The organism is Lautropia dentalis, from assembly GCF_003892345.1.
GTDB classification, from domain to species: Bacteria; Pseudomonadota; Gammaproteobacteria; order Burkholderiales; family Burkholderiaceae_E; genus Lautropia; species Lautropia dentalis.
On sequence record NZ_RRUE01000001.1, the window covers coordinates 1,988,634 to 2,006,265 of the forward strand.

Annotated in this window: 12 protein-coding genes; 6 read left to right on the plus strand and 6 right to left on the minus strand. The window is 65.5% G+C overall.

Annotated features, from left to right (window positions below; genetic code table 11):
• Nucleotides 1–196: 196 nt before the first annotated feature.
• The 3 genes from EHV23_RS07720 to EHV23_RS07730 form a co-directional block, all read right to left on the minus strand.
• Entirely contained in the window at nt 197–508 is a 312-nt protein-coding gene (locus EHV23_RS07720; RefSeq protein WP_125095392.1) for an RpnC/YadD family protein, read from the minus strand.
• 97 nt (nt 509–605) lie between these two features.
• Entirely contained in the window at nt 606–1,466 is an 861-nt protein-coding gene (gene pdxK / locus EHV23_RS07725) for a pyridoxine/pyridoxal/pyridoxamine kinase (RefSeq protein ID WP_125095393.1), read from the minus strand.
• A 346-nt stretch (nt 1,467–1,812) separates the two neighbouring features.
• Nucleotides 1,813–4,347, minus strand: coding sequence for an MFS transporter (locus EHV23_RS07730; protein ID WP_158615881.1), 2,535 nt, complete (start codon nt 4,345–4,347; stop codon nt 1,813–1,815).
• A gap of 710 nt (nt 4,348–5,057) precedes the next feature.
• Between EHV23_RS07730 and EHV23_RS07735 the strand changes: the two genes are divergently transcribed.
• Complete coding sequence (locus tag EHV23_RS07735; protein WP_203228907.1) at nt 5,058–6,281, plus strand: ABC transporter substrate-binding protein; 1,224 nt, start codon at nt 5,058–5,060, stop codon at nt 6,279–6,281.
• 984 nt (nt 6,282–7,265) lie between these two features.
• Here EHV23_RS07735 and EHV23_RS07740 read toward each other — a convergent pair.
• Nucleotides 7,266–9,530: a TonB-dependent siderophore receptor gene (locus EHV23_RS07740; RefSeq protein WP_125095395.1), complete on the minus strand. Its 2,265-nt coding sequence runs from the start codon at nt 9,528–9,530 to the stop codon at nt 7,266–7,268.
• Between the two features lie 480 nt (nt 9,531–10,010).
• Between EHV23_RS07740 and EHV23_RS07745 the strand changes: the two genes are divergently transcribed.
• From EHV23_RS07745 to EHV23_RS07765, 5 genes are all read left to right on the plus strand, one after another.
• Nucleotides 10,011–10,820: an ABC transporter permease gene (locus tag EHV23_RS07745; protein WP_125095396.1), complete on the plus strand. Its 810-nt coding sequence runs from the start codon at nt 10,011–10,013 to the stop codon at nt 10,818–10,820.
• Nucleotides 10,817–11,983, plus strand: coding sequence for an ABC transporter ATP-binding protein (locus EHV23_RS07750; RefSeq protein ID WP_238990329.1), 1,167 nt, complete (start codon nt 10,817–10,819; stop codon nt 11,981–11,983). Before EHV23_RS07745 ends, EHV23_RS07750 begins: the two co-directional genes overlap by 4 nt.
• Nucleotides 11,984–12,141: 158 nt before the next feature.
• Nucleotides 12,142–13,578, plus strand: coding sequence for an NnrS family protein (locus EHV23_RS07755; protein ID WP_158615882.1), 1,437 nt, complete (start codon nt 12,142–12,144; stop codon nt 13,576–13,578).
• Between the two features lie 230 nt (nt 13,579–13,808).
• Nucleotides 13,809–14,201 (plus strand): DoxX family protein, encoded by a 393-nt coding sequence (locus EHV23_RS07760; protein WP_125095398.1) that lies wholly within the window; start codon nt 13,809–13,811, stop codon nt 14,199–14,201.
• A 30-nt stretch (nt 14,202–14,231) separates the two neighbouring features.
• The gene (locus tag EHV23_RS07765; RefSeq protein ID WP_125095399.1) at nt 14,232–14,837 is read left to right on the plus strand and encodes a nitroreductase family protein; all 606 of its coding nucleotides are present in this window, start codon (nt 14,232–14,234) and stop codon (nt 14,835–14,837) included.
• 211 nt (nt 14,838–15,048) lie between these two features.
• Here the strand turns inward: EHV23_RS07765 and EHV23_RS07770 are convergent, their stop codons facing one another.
• Together EHV23_RS07770 and efeO are read right to left on the minus strand one after the other, a co-directional pair.
• Nucleotides 15,049–16,278 (minus strand): multidrug effflux MFS transporter, encoded by a 1,230-nt coding sequence (locus EHV23_RS07770; protein ID WP_125095400.1) that lies wholly within the window; start codon nt 16,276–16,278, stop codon nt 15,049–15,051.
• A 337-nt stretch (nt 16,279–16,615) separates the two neighbouring features.
• The gene (gene efeO / locus EHV23_RS07775) at nt 16,616–17,590 is read right to left on the minus strand and encodes an iron uptake system protein EfeO (RefSeq protein WP_338034501.1); all 975 of its coding nucleotides are present in this window, start codon (nt 17,588–17,590) and stop codon (nt 16,616–16,618) included.
• Nucleotides 17,591–17,632: the final 42 nt, after the last annotated feature.

A 17,632-nucleotide genomic window follows, 5' to 3' on the forward strand; every position in this document is an offset into this window, starting at 1 on the left:
AACTGACCCACCTGGGTGAAGATGGTGGCTTGGTCTCTGGTGCGTGAGTTCATGCACATGACTTGGTCCAGGGAAAAGGACCTGGATCACCGGGGGGCGTTGATGCGTGAAATCACGGCCACCTCATCCCTGGGTACATGATGAGGCGGGCCTGACCGTGCTGCGTTGACAGCACCCGGTGGGGGCATACCGGCGTTCATTGCAACCGGAACACGTCATCCAGTGTTCTGGCTGTGAGAATCTGCCGTGTCCAGTGTCTGAGCTCGTCCAGACTGGCGGTTGTGACTCGCTGGGAAACTGCCGCGTCCAGCGGGCCGAAGCGCTCGGCCAACAGTTCCATCAGTGTCTGCTGGCGACCATCGAGGCGGCCTTCTTCCTGGCCCTGTTGCCTGCCTTCGCGGACGAATCGTTCTTTCATGGCCATCATCTGCTTGCTCTCCTCGGCATACAGTTCTTTGTACAGCAGGTTGCCAGCCGGGTGGTGCTGAAGTGCCCAGGTCGGACTCATGTTTAACGGTGAAGATAGTGCATCACTCCGTTCGTCGGTATCAGAGGCCAGATGGATACACGGTGCGCCATGTTGCCACGCTCATATATCCCTGCATTCACCCCCCCAGCAGCAACTCCCCGCTCTCCGCGTCCCGTGTCCGCTCCAGCGCCTGAACCACCGTATCGGCTGCCACGCGGGCGGCGTTGTGCAGGGACATGCCGGCCAGCAGCCGTGCGGTGAGCGTGGCGGAGAACAGGTCGCCGGTGCCCTTCACCGTGCTGTCGATGCGTTGGTGGCGGAAGGACTCGGTGCCCTCGTGGGTGACGATGACCACCTGTAGCTCGTCGGGGGCGCAGTCGGCCTGGGCAGCGCTGGTCACCACCACCCATTCGGTGCCCTCGCCCAGCAGGGTGCGGGCGGCGGCCACCGTCTCGCGGAGGGTGTTGACGGGCATCTGGGTCAGGCAGGCCAGCTCGAAGCCGTTGGGGGTCATGCCGGTGGCGACCGGCAGCAGCTGGTGGCGGTAGGCATCGACCATGCCGTCAGCCACGTAGATGCCGCTGTCATGATCGCCCATCACCGGGTCGATGACGATCTGCAGGTCGGGGTGCTGCTCCTTCAGGGCGGGCAGCCAGTGGGCCAGCATCCGGGCCTGGCTGGGGCCGCCGAGGTAGCCGACCAGCACCGCACGCAGCACGTCCAGGGCGCCGCGGGCTTCGAGGTCGGCCAGATAGCCGGCAAACCAGTCGTCGGGGATGGCGCCGCCGTGGATGCTGGCATAGTGCGGCGTGTTGCTGAACAACACCGTAGGCACGATGGCGGCTTCGAGACCGGCACGCTGCAGCACGGGCCAGGCCACGTTGTTCCCTACCCGGCCGTAGACCACCATGGACTGCACCGACACCACGTCCAGTGCCAGAGGGCGAAGTGCGTCGTAATGGACGTGTTGACCTTCTTCGGTGTGCAGCGAATCCATGGTGGGTGCGGGATTGGGTTGCCGGGATGGCAAAGGTTATCAGTGTTGCGATGCAAAATGCAAAGGTGCTGTGTGGTGGTGCCGGGGCGGGGCGAGCTGCAGCGTGTCATGAACTCATATCTGTATCCGTGAAACGTCTTTGGGGCGTGCAACAGGGCGGCTGTGTCAATGGCTTCAGGGCACTGCCAAGCACAGTCATGCGCGCCCAAAAGGGGGCCATCCGGGCTGGCCCCGGGGGTGTTGTACAGAGGGAAAAAACGCCGGTGGTGACGGGAAGTCGGTGGTGCGACGGGATGCAGGCGACCGGGGGCCGGCGCGGCGCTTTTCAGCTGGCCGGCCCGGGCCTTCAGCTGGCCGGGATTCGCCGCTGCGTCAGGCACAGCAGTGCGGTGATCAGCATCAGCAGGGCCAGCACATACCAGACGAGGTGCAGCCCGAACTCGCCGGTGGCGGTGGCGCCAAGCGCCAGCGGGCCGGCCGCTGCGCCCAGGAAGTGGGCGGTGATCAGCTGGGCGATGGCGGGGTTGGCCACGACCAGCTCGCCGTCGGGGTTGCCTTCTTCTAGGATCTTCACCGTGGCGCGGCCGATATCGCTGCCGTCGTCGAGCGGGCTCTCGCCCGGCGTGCGGGGCTGAAAATTGACCAGCTCCTCGCCGCGCTCTTCCATCGCCGGCATCTGGCCAAAGGGCGCTTCTTCGACCGTGCCGGATTCGGGTTCGATGGTCGTCGGCTCATCCGTCTGCTCATCATCGGGGGGCACGCTGATGGTCTCCGGAAACTGGATATCGTCGACGCCGGTATCGGGCAGCCGGGCATGTCCCAGGGCATCGAAAAGCGGCGTCACGGTATCCGGTCCCCAGCTGGATGCGGCCTTCGGCGCAGCGGCAACCGGCTCCGGGTCGGGGACGGCCGGGGTGGTATGGATGCCGACACCGTGGGCTTCGCCGGTGCGGGAGGCTTCGATGGGGGCTGCTTCGGCCCGGGGTGTTTCGGTCCAGGCGTTTCCCGTTTTGGCCAGGGCACTTTCCGTTCCGGTCAGGGTGCTTTCCGCCAGCGGTGTTTCAGCCTGGGGGCTTGCAGGCTGCAAGCTGTCAGCCAAGGCGTGGGCTGCCTGGACGGCTCCGGTCCGGGTTGCTTCTGCCGCGGTTGCCTCGGTTGTCGGGGCTTCGTCTGTCACCCCCTGCGCCGCTGTGGCGAGCGAAGCCGGCTCCGTGGCACCGGTGGTTGACAGGATGGACGAGGCCGGCTCGCCAGATGCTGCTTCCGGTGCCTGTAGATTCTCCCCGCCGCTTGCATGGTCTGCACGGCCGATTTCCGGGCCTGCGCTGCTGATCTCCGGGCCTGCGCTGCTGATCTCCGGATTTGTCCCGGTGGTTGCCGGATCTGCCTCGCTGCTGCCGTGTTTTGCAGCGCTGGTATCCGGGCCCGCGGCATCGCTTGCGGGTTCTGCACCCCTGGTGTCCCAGCCTGCAGCAGTATTGGCTGCCGTATGGGTTGCGGATTCTGCAGCACCGGAGCCGGGGTCTGCGGCATGGGTGTCCAGCCCTGCAACATGGCTTTCCGGGGTTGCCCCGGTGGCTTCCGGATCCGCGCCGCCGGCCCCTGATGCTGCATCACTGGCTGGCGCTGTGCCGGCGGTTGCTGGTTCGGCGGTGTTCCCGGACGAGGCGGGGGTGTCCGTGCCGGCGGAACCCGAATAGGAAGTCGTGTCCAGAACCGTGTCGCCCATCAGGGGGCCTGCGGCGGGCCGGAACGGCGGGCGGGTGTGGCTGTGACGGCCGCCCGTGTGACCATGCTGGCTGCGGGCGGCATGGCGCAGGGCCGCCGGCAGGATGGCGGCGTCGGGGTCCGGCGGATATTCCGGGGCCAGCATCTGGATCAGTGTTTCGTGCAGGCCGAAGAGCCCGGCCCCAATGCCGGCGGCACCGATCCACAGGGTCAGACGGTGTTCGGCGCTGGCAAAGGGCAGCAGTCCGATGGCTACGGCCGCGCAGGCCAGCATCAGTGCCGGGGCCAGGGCTGGCCGGGTGGTCAGTGCGGTATCGGCACTGCGCACCTGATTGAGCCAGGTGACCAGACACAGGGCGCCCATGCCTGCACCGCCCATGCTGATCATCATCGGCGTCATGCCGTTGCGCGGCATGCCGAGCTGGTGGGCGTACAGCCCCAGCCACACCACACAGCAGGAAAAGGCCAGTCCGGCCATGGCGTCGATGATGGCCAGAACCCAGGGCGGGCGATGGTGGCTGTGCATGTCCAGCCGGCCGTCATCGATGCGGTCGCGGGGGTCGTCGGCCGGAATCCATACCCGGACCAGCAGGGCGAGGGCCAGCAGCATCGGCACCCACGTGGACAGCGAGGCAGCCCAGCTGCGATGCCCGGCCTGGGGCGGCAGCACGGCACCGGCCAGAATGGCCGCCAGTGGCATGCCCGCCTGGACCATCAGCATCATCCAGGGACGGGAGTCGGCATCGCTGTGCGCCACGGCGGCCAGACGGCTGGCTGGCTGGGCGAAGGCCAGGGCCACGCCGCCCAGGGCCATGCCCACACAGGCGGCGCCCAGCGTGGGAATGGCGGCCGTCAGCATCAGGCTGGCTGCCGTGATCAGAAAGGTGAGCACCAGAACCTGGCGCGGCCCCTTGCGCTGCACGCAGCCGCTCGTCCAGCCCGACAGCAGGGCGGCGGGCAGAAAGAAGCTGGTGGCAAGCCAGCCGAGCCGTGGCGGGGTGGGACCGAATTTTTCGGGCAGGGAGGCGCCCAGGGTGCCCACCGCAAAAAAGACCAGCCAGGGCATGGCGCGTGACAGCAGCAGCAGTATGCCCAGACCGGTACGCGACTGGGCGGCAACGGCTGGCTGATAATCCATTTCTCCCTGATTCATGTCACTCCTCATCGACAGACACCCTGGCAGGCGGATCGGATATGCCTGCAGGGAGGCGGCATCAGAGAGGACTCGGCGTGCACCTGCACCGGTCTTCGTGTTGTTCTGGGGACACTGAATACCCTGCCCGTGACGATCCGGTACCGCATGCACCGCACGTGCGCTGCCATGCCGGTCCAGGCAGTGGTTTTTCCGGGGCCTGGCCGCCCATGGCGCAGCCAGACGCACCCGCATGTCCCTGTAGATGTCGCCCGCCCCAGAGCGTATGTCAACAGGGGCAAGAATATATTGCTGCCGTTTAACAAAATGCTGCAATGATGCAGCGGTATGCACGTCACTGTTTCCGGCCTTGTCCGGGGCCTTTCCGGGGGATAATGAGAACCATCATGCCGCGATGCTGCCCGGTTCGTGCCTGTCTGCCCCGTGCTGTGAGCCCGGTCTGCCCCGTGTCGGTCCCCTGTTCTGCCGGGTGCAGACCCTGATTTGACCGGTGCAGAGCCTGATGGGGCGCGGTACGGGGCACGGCGCAGGCTGCAGCGAGGGCGTTCCCGGCCGTCAGCCCGCATTCGGCATTCTGGGCCCTGCCCTGCAGGCGTGCCCGAACAGCCCGGAAACGGACGAGGGCGAACGATCTTCCCGGGTGTGGCAAACCGGGACAGGCAGATACATTTTGGATAGAAGAGATTGTCGAGATTACAAGGAGATATGTAATGGCTGAACACGAAAACGAATTTGTGGATGATGTAACCAGTGCCGGGCCGGGCATACAGAAACAGCGTCGCCGTGCGCTGGTGGCGGGCGCGACCCTGCTGGCCAGCGGCGCCCTGCCCGGCTGGGTGCGTGCCGCCGCCGATGCGGCCGAAGGGGCGGCAGGTTCTGGTGGTACTGCAGGGGCGGCCGACACCGGGTCGTCTGCTGCCGCCGCAGGTGCCGCGGGCAACGGGGCCGGTAACCCGGCGGGGGGCGCCGCGGATCGTGCGGCCGCTCCGGGCAGTCCGGCCGTGGTGGGGACGAAGAAGGTTCCCCGTCTGCTGCTGGCTGGTCCCTATGCCACGGTGTCGAACCCGCTGATTCGCATCGTCGAGGCTGGCCTGCTCAAGGACGCGGCGGAGAAAGTGGAGTTCATCACCTGGCGCACGCCCGACCAGCTGCGGGCCATGGCACTGAAGGGCGAGGCCGACTTCATGGCCATGCCCAGCAATCTGGCGGCCAATCTCTACAACCGCGGGGCGAAGGTGCAGCTGCTCAACATCGGTATCTGGGGCATTCTGTGGATGCTGGCCTGCCGGGACGGGCTGAAGACGCTGGCCGACTTCAAGGGTGAGGAGGTGGTGATGCCCTTCCGAGGTGACATGCCGGATGCGGTGTTCCGCCTGCTGTGCACCAAACAGGGCATCAATCCGGACAAGGATCTGACGTTGCGCTATGTGGCCTCACCGCTGGATGCGATGCAGCTGCTGATCACGCGCCGCGCCGACAATGCGCTGCTGGCCGATCCGGCCATTGCGGTGGGGCTGCGCAAGACGCAGTCGTTCCCGGTGAGTGCGATTGCGCCGACGCTGTACCGCAGTGTGAGCATTCAGGCCGAGTGGGGCCGGGTGTTCAATCGCGATCCGCATTTCCCGCAGGCGGGCATTGTGGCGCTGGGGGCGCAGCTGGGCAACAAATCGCTTGCGGCGGCGATGGAGGCGGCCTGTGTGGAGGCGCAGGCCTGGTGTGAGGCCAATCCGGATGCCTGCGGCGAGATGGTGGCAAAACGGATCGATGCGCTGACGCCGGAGGGGGTGGCGGATGCGGTGAAGGCCGATGATGCGAAGATCGTGGTGGGCAAGGAGGCGCGGCCGGAGCTGGAGTTCTTCTATCGGCAGCTTCTGGAGATGCAGCCGGGGCTGGTGGGGGGCAAGCTGCCCGATGATGGGTTCTATTTCGGGTGATCTCTTCCTGTGCACGGGGAGGTGCTGTTCTTCTGGAGGGCGGTTCCTTGTATGCGCCATCGGGGTTGCAGAGGGGCAGCTCCTCCAGTGCGCGGGAGCCATTTATCGCAGTGTTGTTCTGTGGTTCTGTGCCGCGCGAAAGACGGCTTCGGGCGGGGCGGCCCGCGGACCGGTGGACTCCTGCGGCTCATACACTCACTGCGGTTTTGATGCCCACGACCTTCGTCGTGGTCAACAAACCCGCAGGCCTATAACACTTCCCGACAACCGGGCTGACGCCCGCCCGTCAGGAAGTGTTCACGGCTACCGTGAAATCGCCGCATGAGCCCCCCGCTCCGCGGACCGCTTCTCATGCTCCACCGTTGCGGCTTCGACGGGGGGGCTGGTCGTGAGGTCTGCTGTGCTGTACCTGCGCTCTGACTTTTGTCGTTATGGTTTTGATTGCAGGTAGCGAAATGGCTGAAATGACATGGCGATGGGGATTCCAGAATCCCTGACCCAGAGGGCACTTCAGCTGTGCACGGGATCGCACTGAATGAATCCCGTTATGGCATTGAGTTCTCCCCGGGATTGTCCTCCGACGTATTTGCGACAAGCGCCGCGGAGCGGGATACGAGTGCTGCGACTTCGCGGTAGGCGTGAACGACTTTCTGACGGGCGGGCGAAGCCCGGTTGTCGGAAAGTGTTTTAGCGCTGAAGGTTTGTTGACCACGACGCAGGTCGTGGGCAACAAAGCTTCAGTGAGCGTTGAGCAGCAATCGTATCCCGCTCCGTGGCGCGTGCCTCATCGAAGTCGTGCTGCACAGATTGCACCTGTCACACCGGATTCGCACAATGCAGCGCAGGCTGAATCTGCTTCATCGGCGTTGTGTAGCGTGGTGAACACATAAAGAAACCCCCACGAGCCAAACAAAAAGCCCATGGGGGTGATCATCGAGCCGCCCCCGGGCGTCCTGCAGACACCCGGAGAACGGAGACGATGCCTTACAGCGTGGCGTTCAGCGTGATGTAGAACATCCGGCCCGGTTCGTTGTAGGTGGCCGCACCGGCACCGTAGATGGTGCGCGGGTTGTTCACGCCGATGGCATTGCCGCGGCGGTACAGGCGCTTGTCGAACAGGTTCTCGATGCCCAGACCCACCTTGAAGTTGCGGTTGATGGCATAGCTGCCACCCAGACCGACCAGCGCATAGGGCGAGAGGTTGGTGCTCTCCTCACCCTGCACCGGCAGCCCCTGGTAGTCCAGCTTGTTGGCCTTCTGCTTGCCATAGAACGTGGCGCTGCCGAAGACGCTGGCCTCTTCCGTGAGCTTCCAGTCCAGACGCGAGTTCACCGTGTATTTCGGGATGATCGAGAGCTGCTCGCCGGTGGACTTGTTCTCGCTCTTGATCATGTAGGTCAGGTTGTTCGACCACGAGAGCTGCGGCGTGAACCTGTAGTTGAACGTGCCTTCCAGACCATGGACCAGCGCCTTGGGCACGTTGTCCCACTGGAACACGTTGGCGTTGGCAAAGCGGCCCTGCCCGCCCGTGGCCTTGCCGATGGCGGTGTGGCCGGCGTCGATCTTGTTGCGGTAGTCGTTGTGGAACCAGGTCAGGCCGGCCACCAGGACTTCATCCGCATACTCGGCACCCAGCTCGGTGTTGATGCTGGTTTCGGCCTTCAGGTTGCTGTTGCCCATCAGGTAGCAGGCACCGCCACCACCCCAGCAGCCGATGCCGCGGCTGTACAGCAGGTAGTTGGGGTTGAGCTGGTACAGGTTGGGCGCCTTGTAGGCGCGGGCGATGCCGGCCTTCAGGGTGATTTCACGCGTCAGGCTGTGCGACAGGTTCAGCGAGGGGCTCCAGTTGTTGCCGGCCTTGCTGTGGTGATCGAAGCGCACGCCCGGGGTCAGGATGGTGTCGCGGGTCAGCTCGATGTTGTCCTCGACGAAGACCGAGTAGATCTTTGCGTCGATTTTCGGGCTGCGGCCGGTGCCGGACAGGCCGGCGATGGTGCCGCCTTCGGTGGTGGTCTGCGAGACCGAGTTCCGGTCGGTGAATTTCTGGTTGACCACCTCGGCACCGAGCGTCATGACGTGATCCAGCTCACCCCACTTGCCGGGCTGGTTGTATTCGCCGTGCAGCGTGGTGGTGTCCAGTTTGGCCGTGGTGAAGGTGCCGTCGGAGAACAGGCCCTCGGTGCCGCCGGCCAGCCCCTCGTCCATCCGGGTGTTGCGGGTGGCTTCGTACTGCAGGTAGGCGGTGGACGATGCGCCGCCCTCGTACCGGCCCGTATGGGTCAGGGCGTAGTTGGTGCGGTACATCCGGTTGGTCTCGCTGCCGATGGCGTCGCGCACGCGCTGCGAGGTGGGGGCCAGCTGGCCATTGGGCAGCGTGGTGAAGTTGTTGGTGTTCTGGGTGTCACCGGTGTAGATGTTGCCCTGGCGGCTGAAGCTGGCGTCCAGGTCGATGCGGTGCATGGTGTTGGGCCTGAGGCTCAGCCGTGCATCGAGGTCACGGTTGCGCACGCCCTCGCGGCCGGCCGGGAAGGTGCCGGCGAAGGTGCCGGTCCGGGTGGATGCATGGCCGCGGTTGATGTCCCAGGCGTCGGAGTCGGTCTTGGCGATGTTGCCGGTCAGACGGAAGCCCAGCATGTCGGAGATCGGGCCGGCCAGGCTGAAGCTGGCACGGCGCTCGCCGCCCTCTTCCTTGTGCTGGCGCTTGCCGTAGTACAGCGTGGCCGAGGCACCAAATTTGTCGGGCGTGCCCTTGGTGACGATGTTGACCACGCCACCGGCGGCACCGTTGCCGTAGCGGGCGGCAGCCGGGCCACGCAGCACCTCGATGTGGTCGATGGCCTCGGTGGGCACCCAGTTCATGTCGCCGCGGGTGTCACGCTCGCCCCGCCAGCCGAAGCGCACCGACTTGCGGCTGTTGACGGGTTTGCCGTCGATGAGGATGAGCGTGTTTTCCGGGCCCATGCCGCGCAGGTCGATCTGGCGGTTGTTGCCGCGCTGGCCACTGGTGGAGTTGCCGGTGAGGTTCACACCGGGCTGCTTGCGCAGCACGTCGCTCAGGTCGTTGGTGGGCAGCTGCGAGAGGTCTTCCTGCGTGACGGTGGACACGCCGGGCGCCTGTTTCCAGGCCTGTTCGGCGGTACCGAGCACTTCGACCTCGGGCAGCACGGTGGCCTGCTGTGCAAAGACGCCGGGTACGGCCAGTGGCAGGATGGTGGCAGCCAGCCACTGCAGTTGCTTGTGTTTGCTCATCGTACTCTCTTCGATGGATTGCGGAACTTCAGTTGGACAGGGATATTCGTTTCAGAACCGCCGCCGGCGCAGCGCCCGCAGCAGCCGTTTCAGGACAAAGTAGAGGCCCGATCGTTCGCAAATGCGAATGATAGATGTCAATCGTCAGCGGATGATACCCGTTTGGGAGGCCTCCGGGAAAATCTGGATACGGCCCGCTGTTGTCCGGAGATCGTGATGTCAGGCCGATCGACAGGCAAAAAGGGGTGGTGGATGGCTTGTTCCGGATGCGGTGCGCCGTTGCCGGAATGAGACGTTTCGTGGGGGGCGTGCACCTGCCCACTGACGATGTTGCCCGTGTCCGGCCCGATGCCACGCCCTGGCCCTGATATTGCCGCTTCGCTCGCCATTCCAGTGGGTTGCCGGGTCTTGATATTGCTCGTGCCGGTCACGATGGGGAGGATGCGACAATGGTGCGTAATCGATGCAAGGATGCTCTGAATGAAGCTGTTGCAAACCTGGCTGGCCGCCCTGCCCGGTTATCTGTGGAGTGGCTGGGGCGCCATTGCCAGCCTGCTGCTGGGCATGGCACTGTGGGAGGCGCTGGCCGCCCATTACGGCCCTCTGGTGCTGCCCACGCCGCTCGAAACGGCGCAGACGCTGCTGCAGCTGATGCAGGGCAGCAGCAGCGAGTCCCTCTGGCCTCAGCTGGCGGTGACGGCACGACGCGCCTTTGCCGGGCTGGCGCTGGCGCTGGGGCTGGGCAGCGTGCTGGGTGTGGTGGCCGGCATGTCGATGACCGCCTCGATGATGGCCCGCCCCTGGGTGACGGTGCTGCTGGGCACACCGCCCATTGCGTGGCTGGTGCTGGCCATGCTGTGGTTCGGCACGGGTGACGGCACGCCGGTGTTCACCGTGTTCATCGCGGGCTTTCCGGTGGTGTTTGCCGGCGGGCTGCAGGGGGCGCGCACGCTGGAGCGGCGCTGGCGCGACCTGGCCGACGCGTACCGGGTGCCCTGGCATATGCGGGTGGTCGATATCTATCTGCCACACGTGCTGTCGTACCTGTTTCCGGTATGGATCGTGGCGCTGGGCAGTGCCTGGAAGGTGGTGGTGATGGCCGAGCTGCTGTCGGTCAGCGATGGCGTGGGGGCGGCGCTGGCCTCGACACGCGCACAGCTGGACATGTCCGGTACGCTGGCCTGGATCAGCACGGTGGTGCTGGTGCTGCTGGGCATCGAATACCTGATCCTCGAGCCCATCAAGCGCGAGATCGAGGCCTGGCGCGATGCGGGAGGCCGGATGGGATGAAGGCAGACACGATGAGCGCCATGGACGGGCCGGCAGCTTTGCAGCCGGTGCAGATGACGGAAACACACGCCACGAAGGACAGGCATGCCACGACGGACAGGCACGGAGCCGGTGGCGCCGGCGATGGCACTGGAACGGCGGGGGGCACAGCCTCCCTGCACCGTGTGCCCCGGTCTGGCAGCGCCGGTTCGGGCGAGCTGCCGGCGCTGGAGGTAACAGGGCTGGAACATGCCTTTGCCACGCGCACGGTGCTGCAGGGTGTGTCGCTGCGTCTGCCGGCCGGGCAGACGCTGGCACTGGTGGGACCATCGGGGTGCGGCAAGAGCACGCTGCTGCATCTGTGTGCCGGGCTGCTGGATGTGCAGGATGGCGAGGTACGCAACGGTTTCGGCCGTACGGCCGTGCTCTTTCAGAGTCCGCACCTGCTGCCCTGGAAGACCACGCTCGACAACATTGCACTGAGCCTGAAGGCGCGCGGGGTGAACCGGCGCATGCGCACGGCCCGGGCCATGGCCATGGGTCATGCGCTGGGGCTGGATGACGTGGCGCTGGCGCAGTTTCCCAACCAGCTCTCGGGGGGCATGCAGAGCCGGGCGGCGCTGGCGCGTGCGCTGGTGCTGGAGCCGGACCTGCTGCTGCTGGATGAGCCCTTTGCGGCGCTGGACATCGGCCTGAAGGCGCAGATGCACCAGCTGCTGCTCGAACAGCAGCGCACCCGGGGCCTGGCGGTGCTGATGATCACCCACGACGTGACCGAGGCCATCACGCTGGCCGACCAGGTGCGGGTGATGGCGGCCAGCCCGGGCCGCTTCGTCTGGGAAATGACGCTGCCGGTGCCGGCCATTGCCCGTTCGGAAGCCTGGGTCCACCAGCACACGGCGGCGCTGCTGGCACAGCCGGTGGTACGGGCGGCGTTCGAGCTGCCGCCGCTGCGGGGTGTGGCGGTGGAGGCCGGGCCGGAGACGGCCGCCGCTGCGTCGCCCGATGGCGCCTTGGGCGTTGCTGGAGCGGCGCAGTCCTTGGCGTCGCCGGGGGATCGCGCGCCGCAGGCTTGTTCGGATATGCCGGGCCGTGGTGCACTGCAGGTGCCCGGTGATCTGCAGGTGGTGGATGCCGGCGTGGCGCTGGATGTGGATTCGACGGTCAGGCGGACCGGTTGCTGAATGGGGGTGCGATGGATCAGGTTTCTTCCAGCCGGCCGCTGAACGGAGGCGAGATGCACTTGGCCTCTTCCGGTGACACGCCTTCGGGTACTGTGCCCGAAGGCAGTATGTCTGCGTCAGCTTCGCGTCCGCTCCGCAGCCGGGATCCTTCGGGTACTGTGCCTGCCGGCGCTGTGTCTGCGGGTGATGCTCCGGATGAAACGAAGGCCGTCCCGGTCTGGCGGCTGGCCCATCCGCTGTGGCTGTGCGGCTTTCGGCCATTCTTCGTGGCCACGCTGCTGGCCGGGCTGGGGCTGGTGGCGCTGTGGCTGCTGTTTCTGGGGCTGGGCTGGCCGCTGCCGGCCGTGCCTGGCGGCGCGCAGGTCTGGCATGTGCACGAGCTGCTGTTCGGGCTGTCGCTGGCGGCGGTGGCGGGCTTTGCGCTGACGGCGGTGCCCGAGTTCACCGGCACGCGGTCATTCCGGGCGCGCCATGTGCGGCAGCTGCTGGCCTGGTGGCTGGCGGGCCGGATGGCGTTCTGGCTCAGCGGCTTCTGGCCGCCGGTGATGCTGGCCCTGGCGGGGGCCGCCCATGTGGGCTTTGCGGTGATGCTGACGGCACTGATCGGCCCGCGGCTGTGGCGCGACCCGGGCCACCGGCAGCAGGGCTTCTGGTGGGCACTGCTGGCACTCGTGTGCACGGTGACGGGCTTCTACGTGGATGCGCTGCGGGACGAGTATCCGATGCGCTGGCTCCATGCCACGCTGGGCGTGCTGATGTGCCTGATCGTGGTGGCGATGAGCCGCATCTCGATGTCCATCGTCAACGCGAGCATCGATGACCTGAATGCCGAGGAACGGCGGGCAGCCCGGCAGGTGACGCAGACGGCTGCGCCGGCTGTACAGGTTGTTGCAGGTGGTACGCCGAATGCCCGGATGGGGGCAGATGCAGCGTCCGGGGGCCTCGCAACGGCAACTGGGGCCGTATTGCCTGCATCAGCTCCCCGGGTGGTGGCTGGCCACGATGATGACGAGCGCGAGGCCTATCTGGCCCGCCCGCCGCGGCGGCATCTGGCGGTGATCTGCATCACGCTGTTCACGGTGATGCAATGGTTTGCGCCGGACGACCGGGTGACGGGATGGCTGGCGCTGGCCTCGTCGGCTGCCATGCTGAACCTGCTCAACGACTGGCATGTGGGGCGGCCGCTGTTTCACCGCTGGCCGCTGATGCTCTACGGCGTGTATCTGTTCATGGCGGCCGGTTACGGGCTGACCGGTCTGATGCTCCTGCAGGGCGATGGCAGTGCCAGTCCGGGAATTCACCTGCTGACGGTGGGCGCGCTGGGGCTGGCTGTTTACGCCGTCATCTGCATTGCCGGGTATACGCACAGCGGCCTCGAGAAGAACGGCCGCCCCTGGGTGATCGTGGGGGCAGTGCTGCTGACCACAGGGGCGGTGCTGCGGGCGCTGGCCTACTGGTTCGATCCGCCGGTGCTGCTGCAGGCAGCCGGGCTGATGTGGTGTGCAGCCTATGCGCTGCAGGCCTGGCAGATGCTGCCGGTGTTCCTGCGGGCGCGTGCGGATGGTGCGGAAGGCTGTGCGGGGGTGCAGGACTGAGGGAGTATTGTTCTGTTAAGTGAGACAATAGTCTTTCCCATTGCCTGACGGGTGGCGTTCCGCCGTGCCAAAGCTGGCTTAGAATGTCCTCACGATGGACAGTCGCGCTGCGGACGGTTGTGGTGCGGTATGCCCGGCATGTCTGCTCCGATGTCTGCCTGCCATGCCAGACATCTGTCCACCCCCTCTCCTCCCCCTGCCCCCGGGCATTTCCCGAACGGTTCCCCATCATGAACTTCCTGTCCCGCTTCCAGTCCCCGCTGCTGTCCGTCCTGCGCATCGTGACGGCGTACCTGTACATCTGGCACGGTACGTCCAAGGTCTTCGGTTTTCCGGCCTCCATGGGCGATATTTCCGGCAACCCGATGATGATCGCCGCCGCGGCGCTGGAACTCATCGGCGGTGCATTGTTGATTCTGGGCCTGTTCACCCGGCCCGTGGCCTTCATCCTGTCGGGCCAGATGGCCGTGGCCTATTTCATGGCTCACGCCGCCCAGGGCAATCCGCTGCTGCCGCTGGCCAATGGCGGTGAGTCGGCCGTGCTGTTCTGCTTCATCTTCCTGTACATCGCGGCGGCCGGTGCCGGTTCGCTGTCGGTCGATCACCTGCGCGGCAAACGCTGAGTTCTCTCCCCTCTCTTACTGGAGTCATACATGTCCCTGCAACATCTGCATCAGGTGGCCGAAACCCGCCGTTCCATCTACGCACTGAACAAACAGCTGCCGGTACCGGCCACCGAGGTGGTCAGGCTGGTCGAGCATGCGGTCAGGCACACGCCGTCGTCCTTCAACTCGCAGTCCACCCGTGTGGTGGTGCTGCTGGGCGCCGAGCACGAAAAGCTCTGGAAACTGGTCGAAGAAGCACTGGCGAAGATCGTGCCGGCCGAGAACTTCAAGCCCACCCAGGACAAGCTGCATGCCTTTGCGGCGGCCGCGGGTACGGTGCTGTTCTTCGAGGACCAGGCCGTGGTGAAGGGGCTGCAGGAGAAGTTTGCCCTGTATGCCGACAACTTCCCCGTCTGGGCCGACCAGACCAACGCCATGCACCAGTACGCCATCTGGACGGCACTGGCCAGCGTCGGCGTGGGCGCCAACCTGCAGCACTACAACCCGGTGATCGACGAGGCCGTGGCCCGCACCTGGAACATTCCCGCCTCGTGGCAGCTGCGTGCCCAGCTGGTGTTCGGTGGCATTGCCGCCCCGGCCGGCGAAAAAACCTTCGCCCCGGTCGAGGATCGGCTGAAGGTCTACGGGCTGTGATGGACCCGTTGATGGGCTGAAACCCTCCCCGGGTGCCGGTCACCCGGGCTGGACGCCGGTTTCCCTGTTTGTGTGCAGGAGCCGGCGTTTCTTCGTGGTGGCTGCGGAAGGTACTTCAGAGGAGGGATGCTTGCTGTCCCTGCCCATCTCCCGGGGAGACTTTACTGTCCTTGTCCCTGCCCTTGTCTCAGGGAGACTTTACTGCCCACCCTTACTCCTGCTTTTGTCCCTGTCCCGTCACGGCTTGCTGAGCGGTTCCGGCCGGACTCATCCTGCAGCCGATGATCCAGAGGATCAGGCCCGCGATCAGGCCGGTCAGGTGGGCGATGGCCAGCAGCTGGGCGCTGTGGAAGATGAGCGGTGCCAGAAAGGCCGAGACCAGGGCGAAGATGGTCATCTGCACGAAGCTCTGCAGCGAGGCGGCCAGCCCGCGCATCTGCGGGAAGATGCTCAGCACGTCCACCGTCATGGCCGGAACCGCCAGTGCCATGCCGAGGTTGTAGAAGCCCAGATGGATCGTGGCCCAGGGTACCTGCGGGTGATCGGTGAGTGAGGTGTAGATCACGCTGGCCACGGTGGCGCCCAGCATCAGCACGAAACCGATGGTGATCAGGCGGCCGGGGGCCACCTTGCGAGCCAGCCGGCGTGACAGGCTGGAGCCGATCAGCATGCCGGCGGTCATCGGGATGAACATCCAGCCGAAGCTGGTTTCGGACAGCCCGAGGATGTTGATGATCAGCTCGGCGGAGGAGCTGACGTAGATGGACACGCCGATGAAGGCGAGCGCGATGCCCAGGATGCGCAGCACGAACGGCCCGTGACCGAGCGCCTGCGCATAGTTGCCCAGAATGCGACCCATCCGGAACGGTACGCGCCGCTCGGCCGGCAGGGTTTCGGGCACGCCCCAGGCCCAGAGGGCCCAGAGGCCGAAGCCGTAGAGCGAGAGCATCACGAACACCGATTGCCAGCCCAGGGAGGCCTGCAGCCAGCCACCGATGATGGGGGCGACCGAGGGGGCGATGGAGAACACCATGGTGATGAGCGACATGACGCGCTGGGCCTCGGGGCCCTGGAAGCGGTCCTGCACGATGGCGCGCGAGAGTACGACACTGAAGCCGGCGGCAATGCCCTGCAGCCCGCGGGCCAGCATCAGCACGCTGATGCTCTTTGCGAAGATGGCCAGCACCGAGGCACCTGCGAAGAGCAGCAGCGAGGCCATGACCGTCGGCCGGCGCCCGAAGCTGTCGGACAGCGTGCCGGCAAACAGCGTGGTGAGGGCCATCATGGCGATGTAGATGCTCAGCGTCTGCTGAACGGTGGCCGGGTCGGCCTGCAGGCTCTGGCCGATGGCCTGCAGGGAGGGCAGATAGGCATCGATGCCCAGGGCACCGACGATGGCCAGTACCGCAAGGGACAGGGTGATACCGGAACTTTTCAGCATGGGGACGGCAGGAGAAAGAGGCCTGGGTGCGCGAGATGCCGCTGATATGTGGCTACGCAAGGCAAAGACTGCAGATGATAAAGGATGTGACAAGGGGAGCGAAGGCGGCATCGTGGCCCATGCATGAAAACACCCGCCTGCCCCGAAGGCCGGCTGGGCCGGCCGTGGGGGAGACGGGTGCTGGCTGGGAAGGCAGCAACCGGCGCTAATCAGACAGGCACCCACCCCCTTCCCTTTCGGGAACGGGGTGGGGCGGCAGGGCCGCAGAAGCCCCGATGGTTCCGGGGCATGGCCCGTACCGTACCTGGGACCGCGCCGTCGCGCTTGCCCGAGGGGCTCAGTTCAGACCGAACATGCCGCGCAGTTTAGACAGATCCTCGGCCAGGGTGTTGACGCGGCCGGAGAGGATCTTGCGGTCGGTTTCGCTCAGTTTGTCATAGCTTTCGAAGCCGCCGCTCTTGGTTTTGTATTTCTTCAGGATGGTGAAGACCGTGTCGAAGTTCTTCTCGGTCTTGGCCAGGAAGGCCTTGTCTTCGCGGGCGATCAGCGGCTTGAACAGCTCGACGATCTTGTAGGCGCCCTGGAAGTTGGCTTCGAAGTCGTACAGGTCGGTGTGGCTGTAGCGGTCTTCTTCGCCGGAGATCTTGGTGGCAGCCACTTCTTCCATCAGGGCAGCGGCACCACCGACCACTTTCTCGGGCGGGAAGGTCAGGTCGGTCAGACGCTTGTGCAGCTCCTCGACATTGGCCTGCAGCTCATCGGCGTATTTTTCGACACTCTTGGTGTCCTTCGTGACCCACAGGGCGTGCTCGATGCGGTGGAAGCCGCCGAAGCCCGGGTCTTCCTCGCGTTTTTCGTGGTCATCGGCGCGGGAGTCGATGGCGGCGTCCATGTCGCTGAACAGCTCGGCCACGGGTTCGACGCGCTCATAGTGGGTGCGCACCGGGGCGAACAGCGATTTGGCCTTGTCGATGTTGCCGGCCTTGACGGCAGCCACGAACACCTTGGTTTCCTTCACCAGCTGGGCGACGTTCTGGTCCACATACACCTTGTATTCGGCGATGGGGGCGACCAGCTCGCTGGGCTGCACGGCGGCCTGCGCGCTGACGGCCGTCAGGGCCAGGGCGTTGGCGACCAGCACGGACAGGATGCTGCGACGAATGCTCATGAAAAAAGCTCCTTGTTGCGTAAGGGAGGATGAAACTGTGTATGGCAAAACCAAACTGCGTATGGGAGGACCAAACTGCTTAAGGGGTGATGAAACAAAACGACTGAAACCGGTGTGGAAAGGAGACTCAGGAGACCATGACACACCAGGAAACGAATCGAAAACGAAACTCAGTCTGATGAAGCC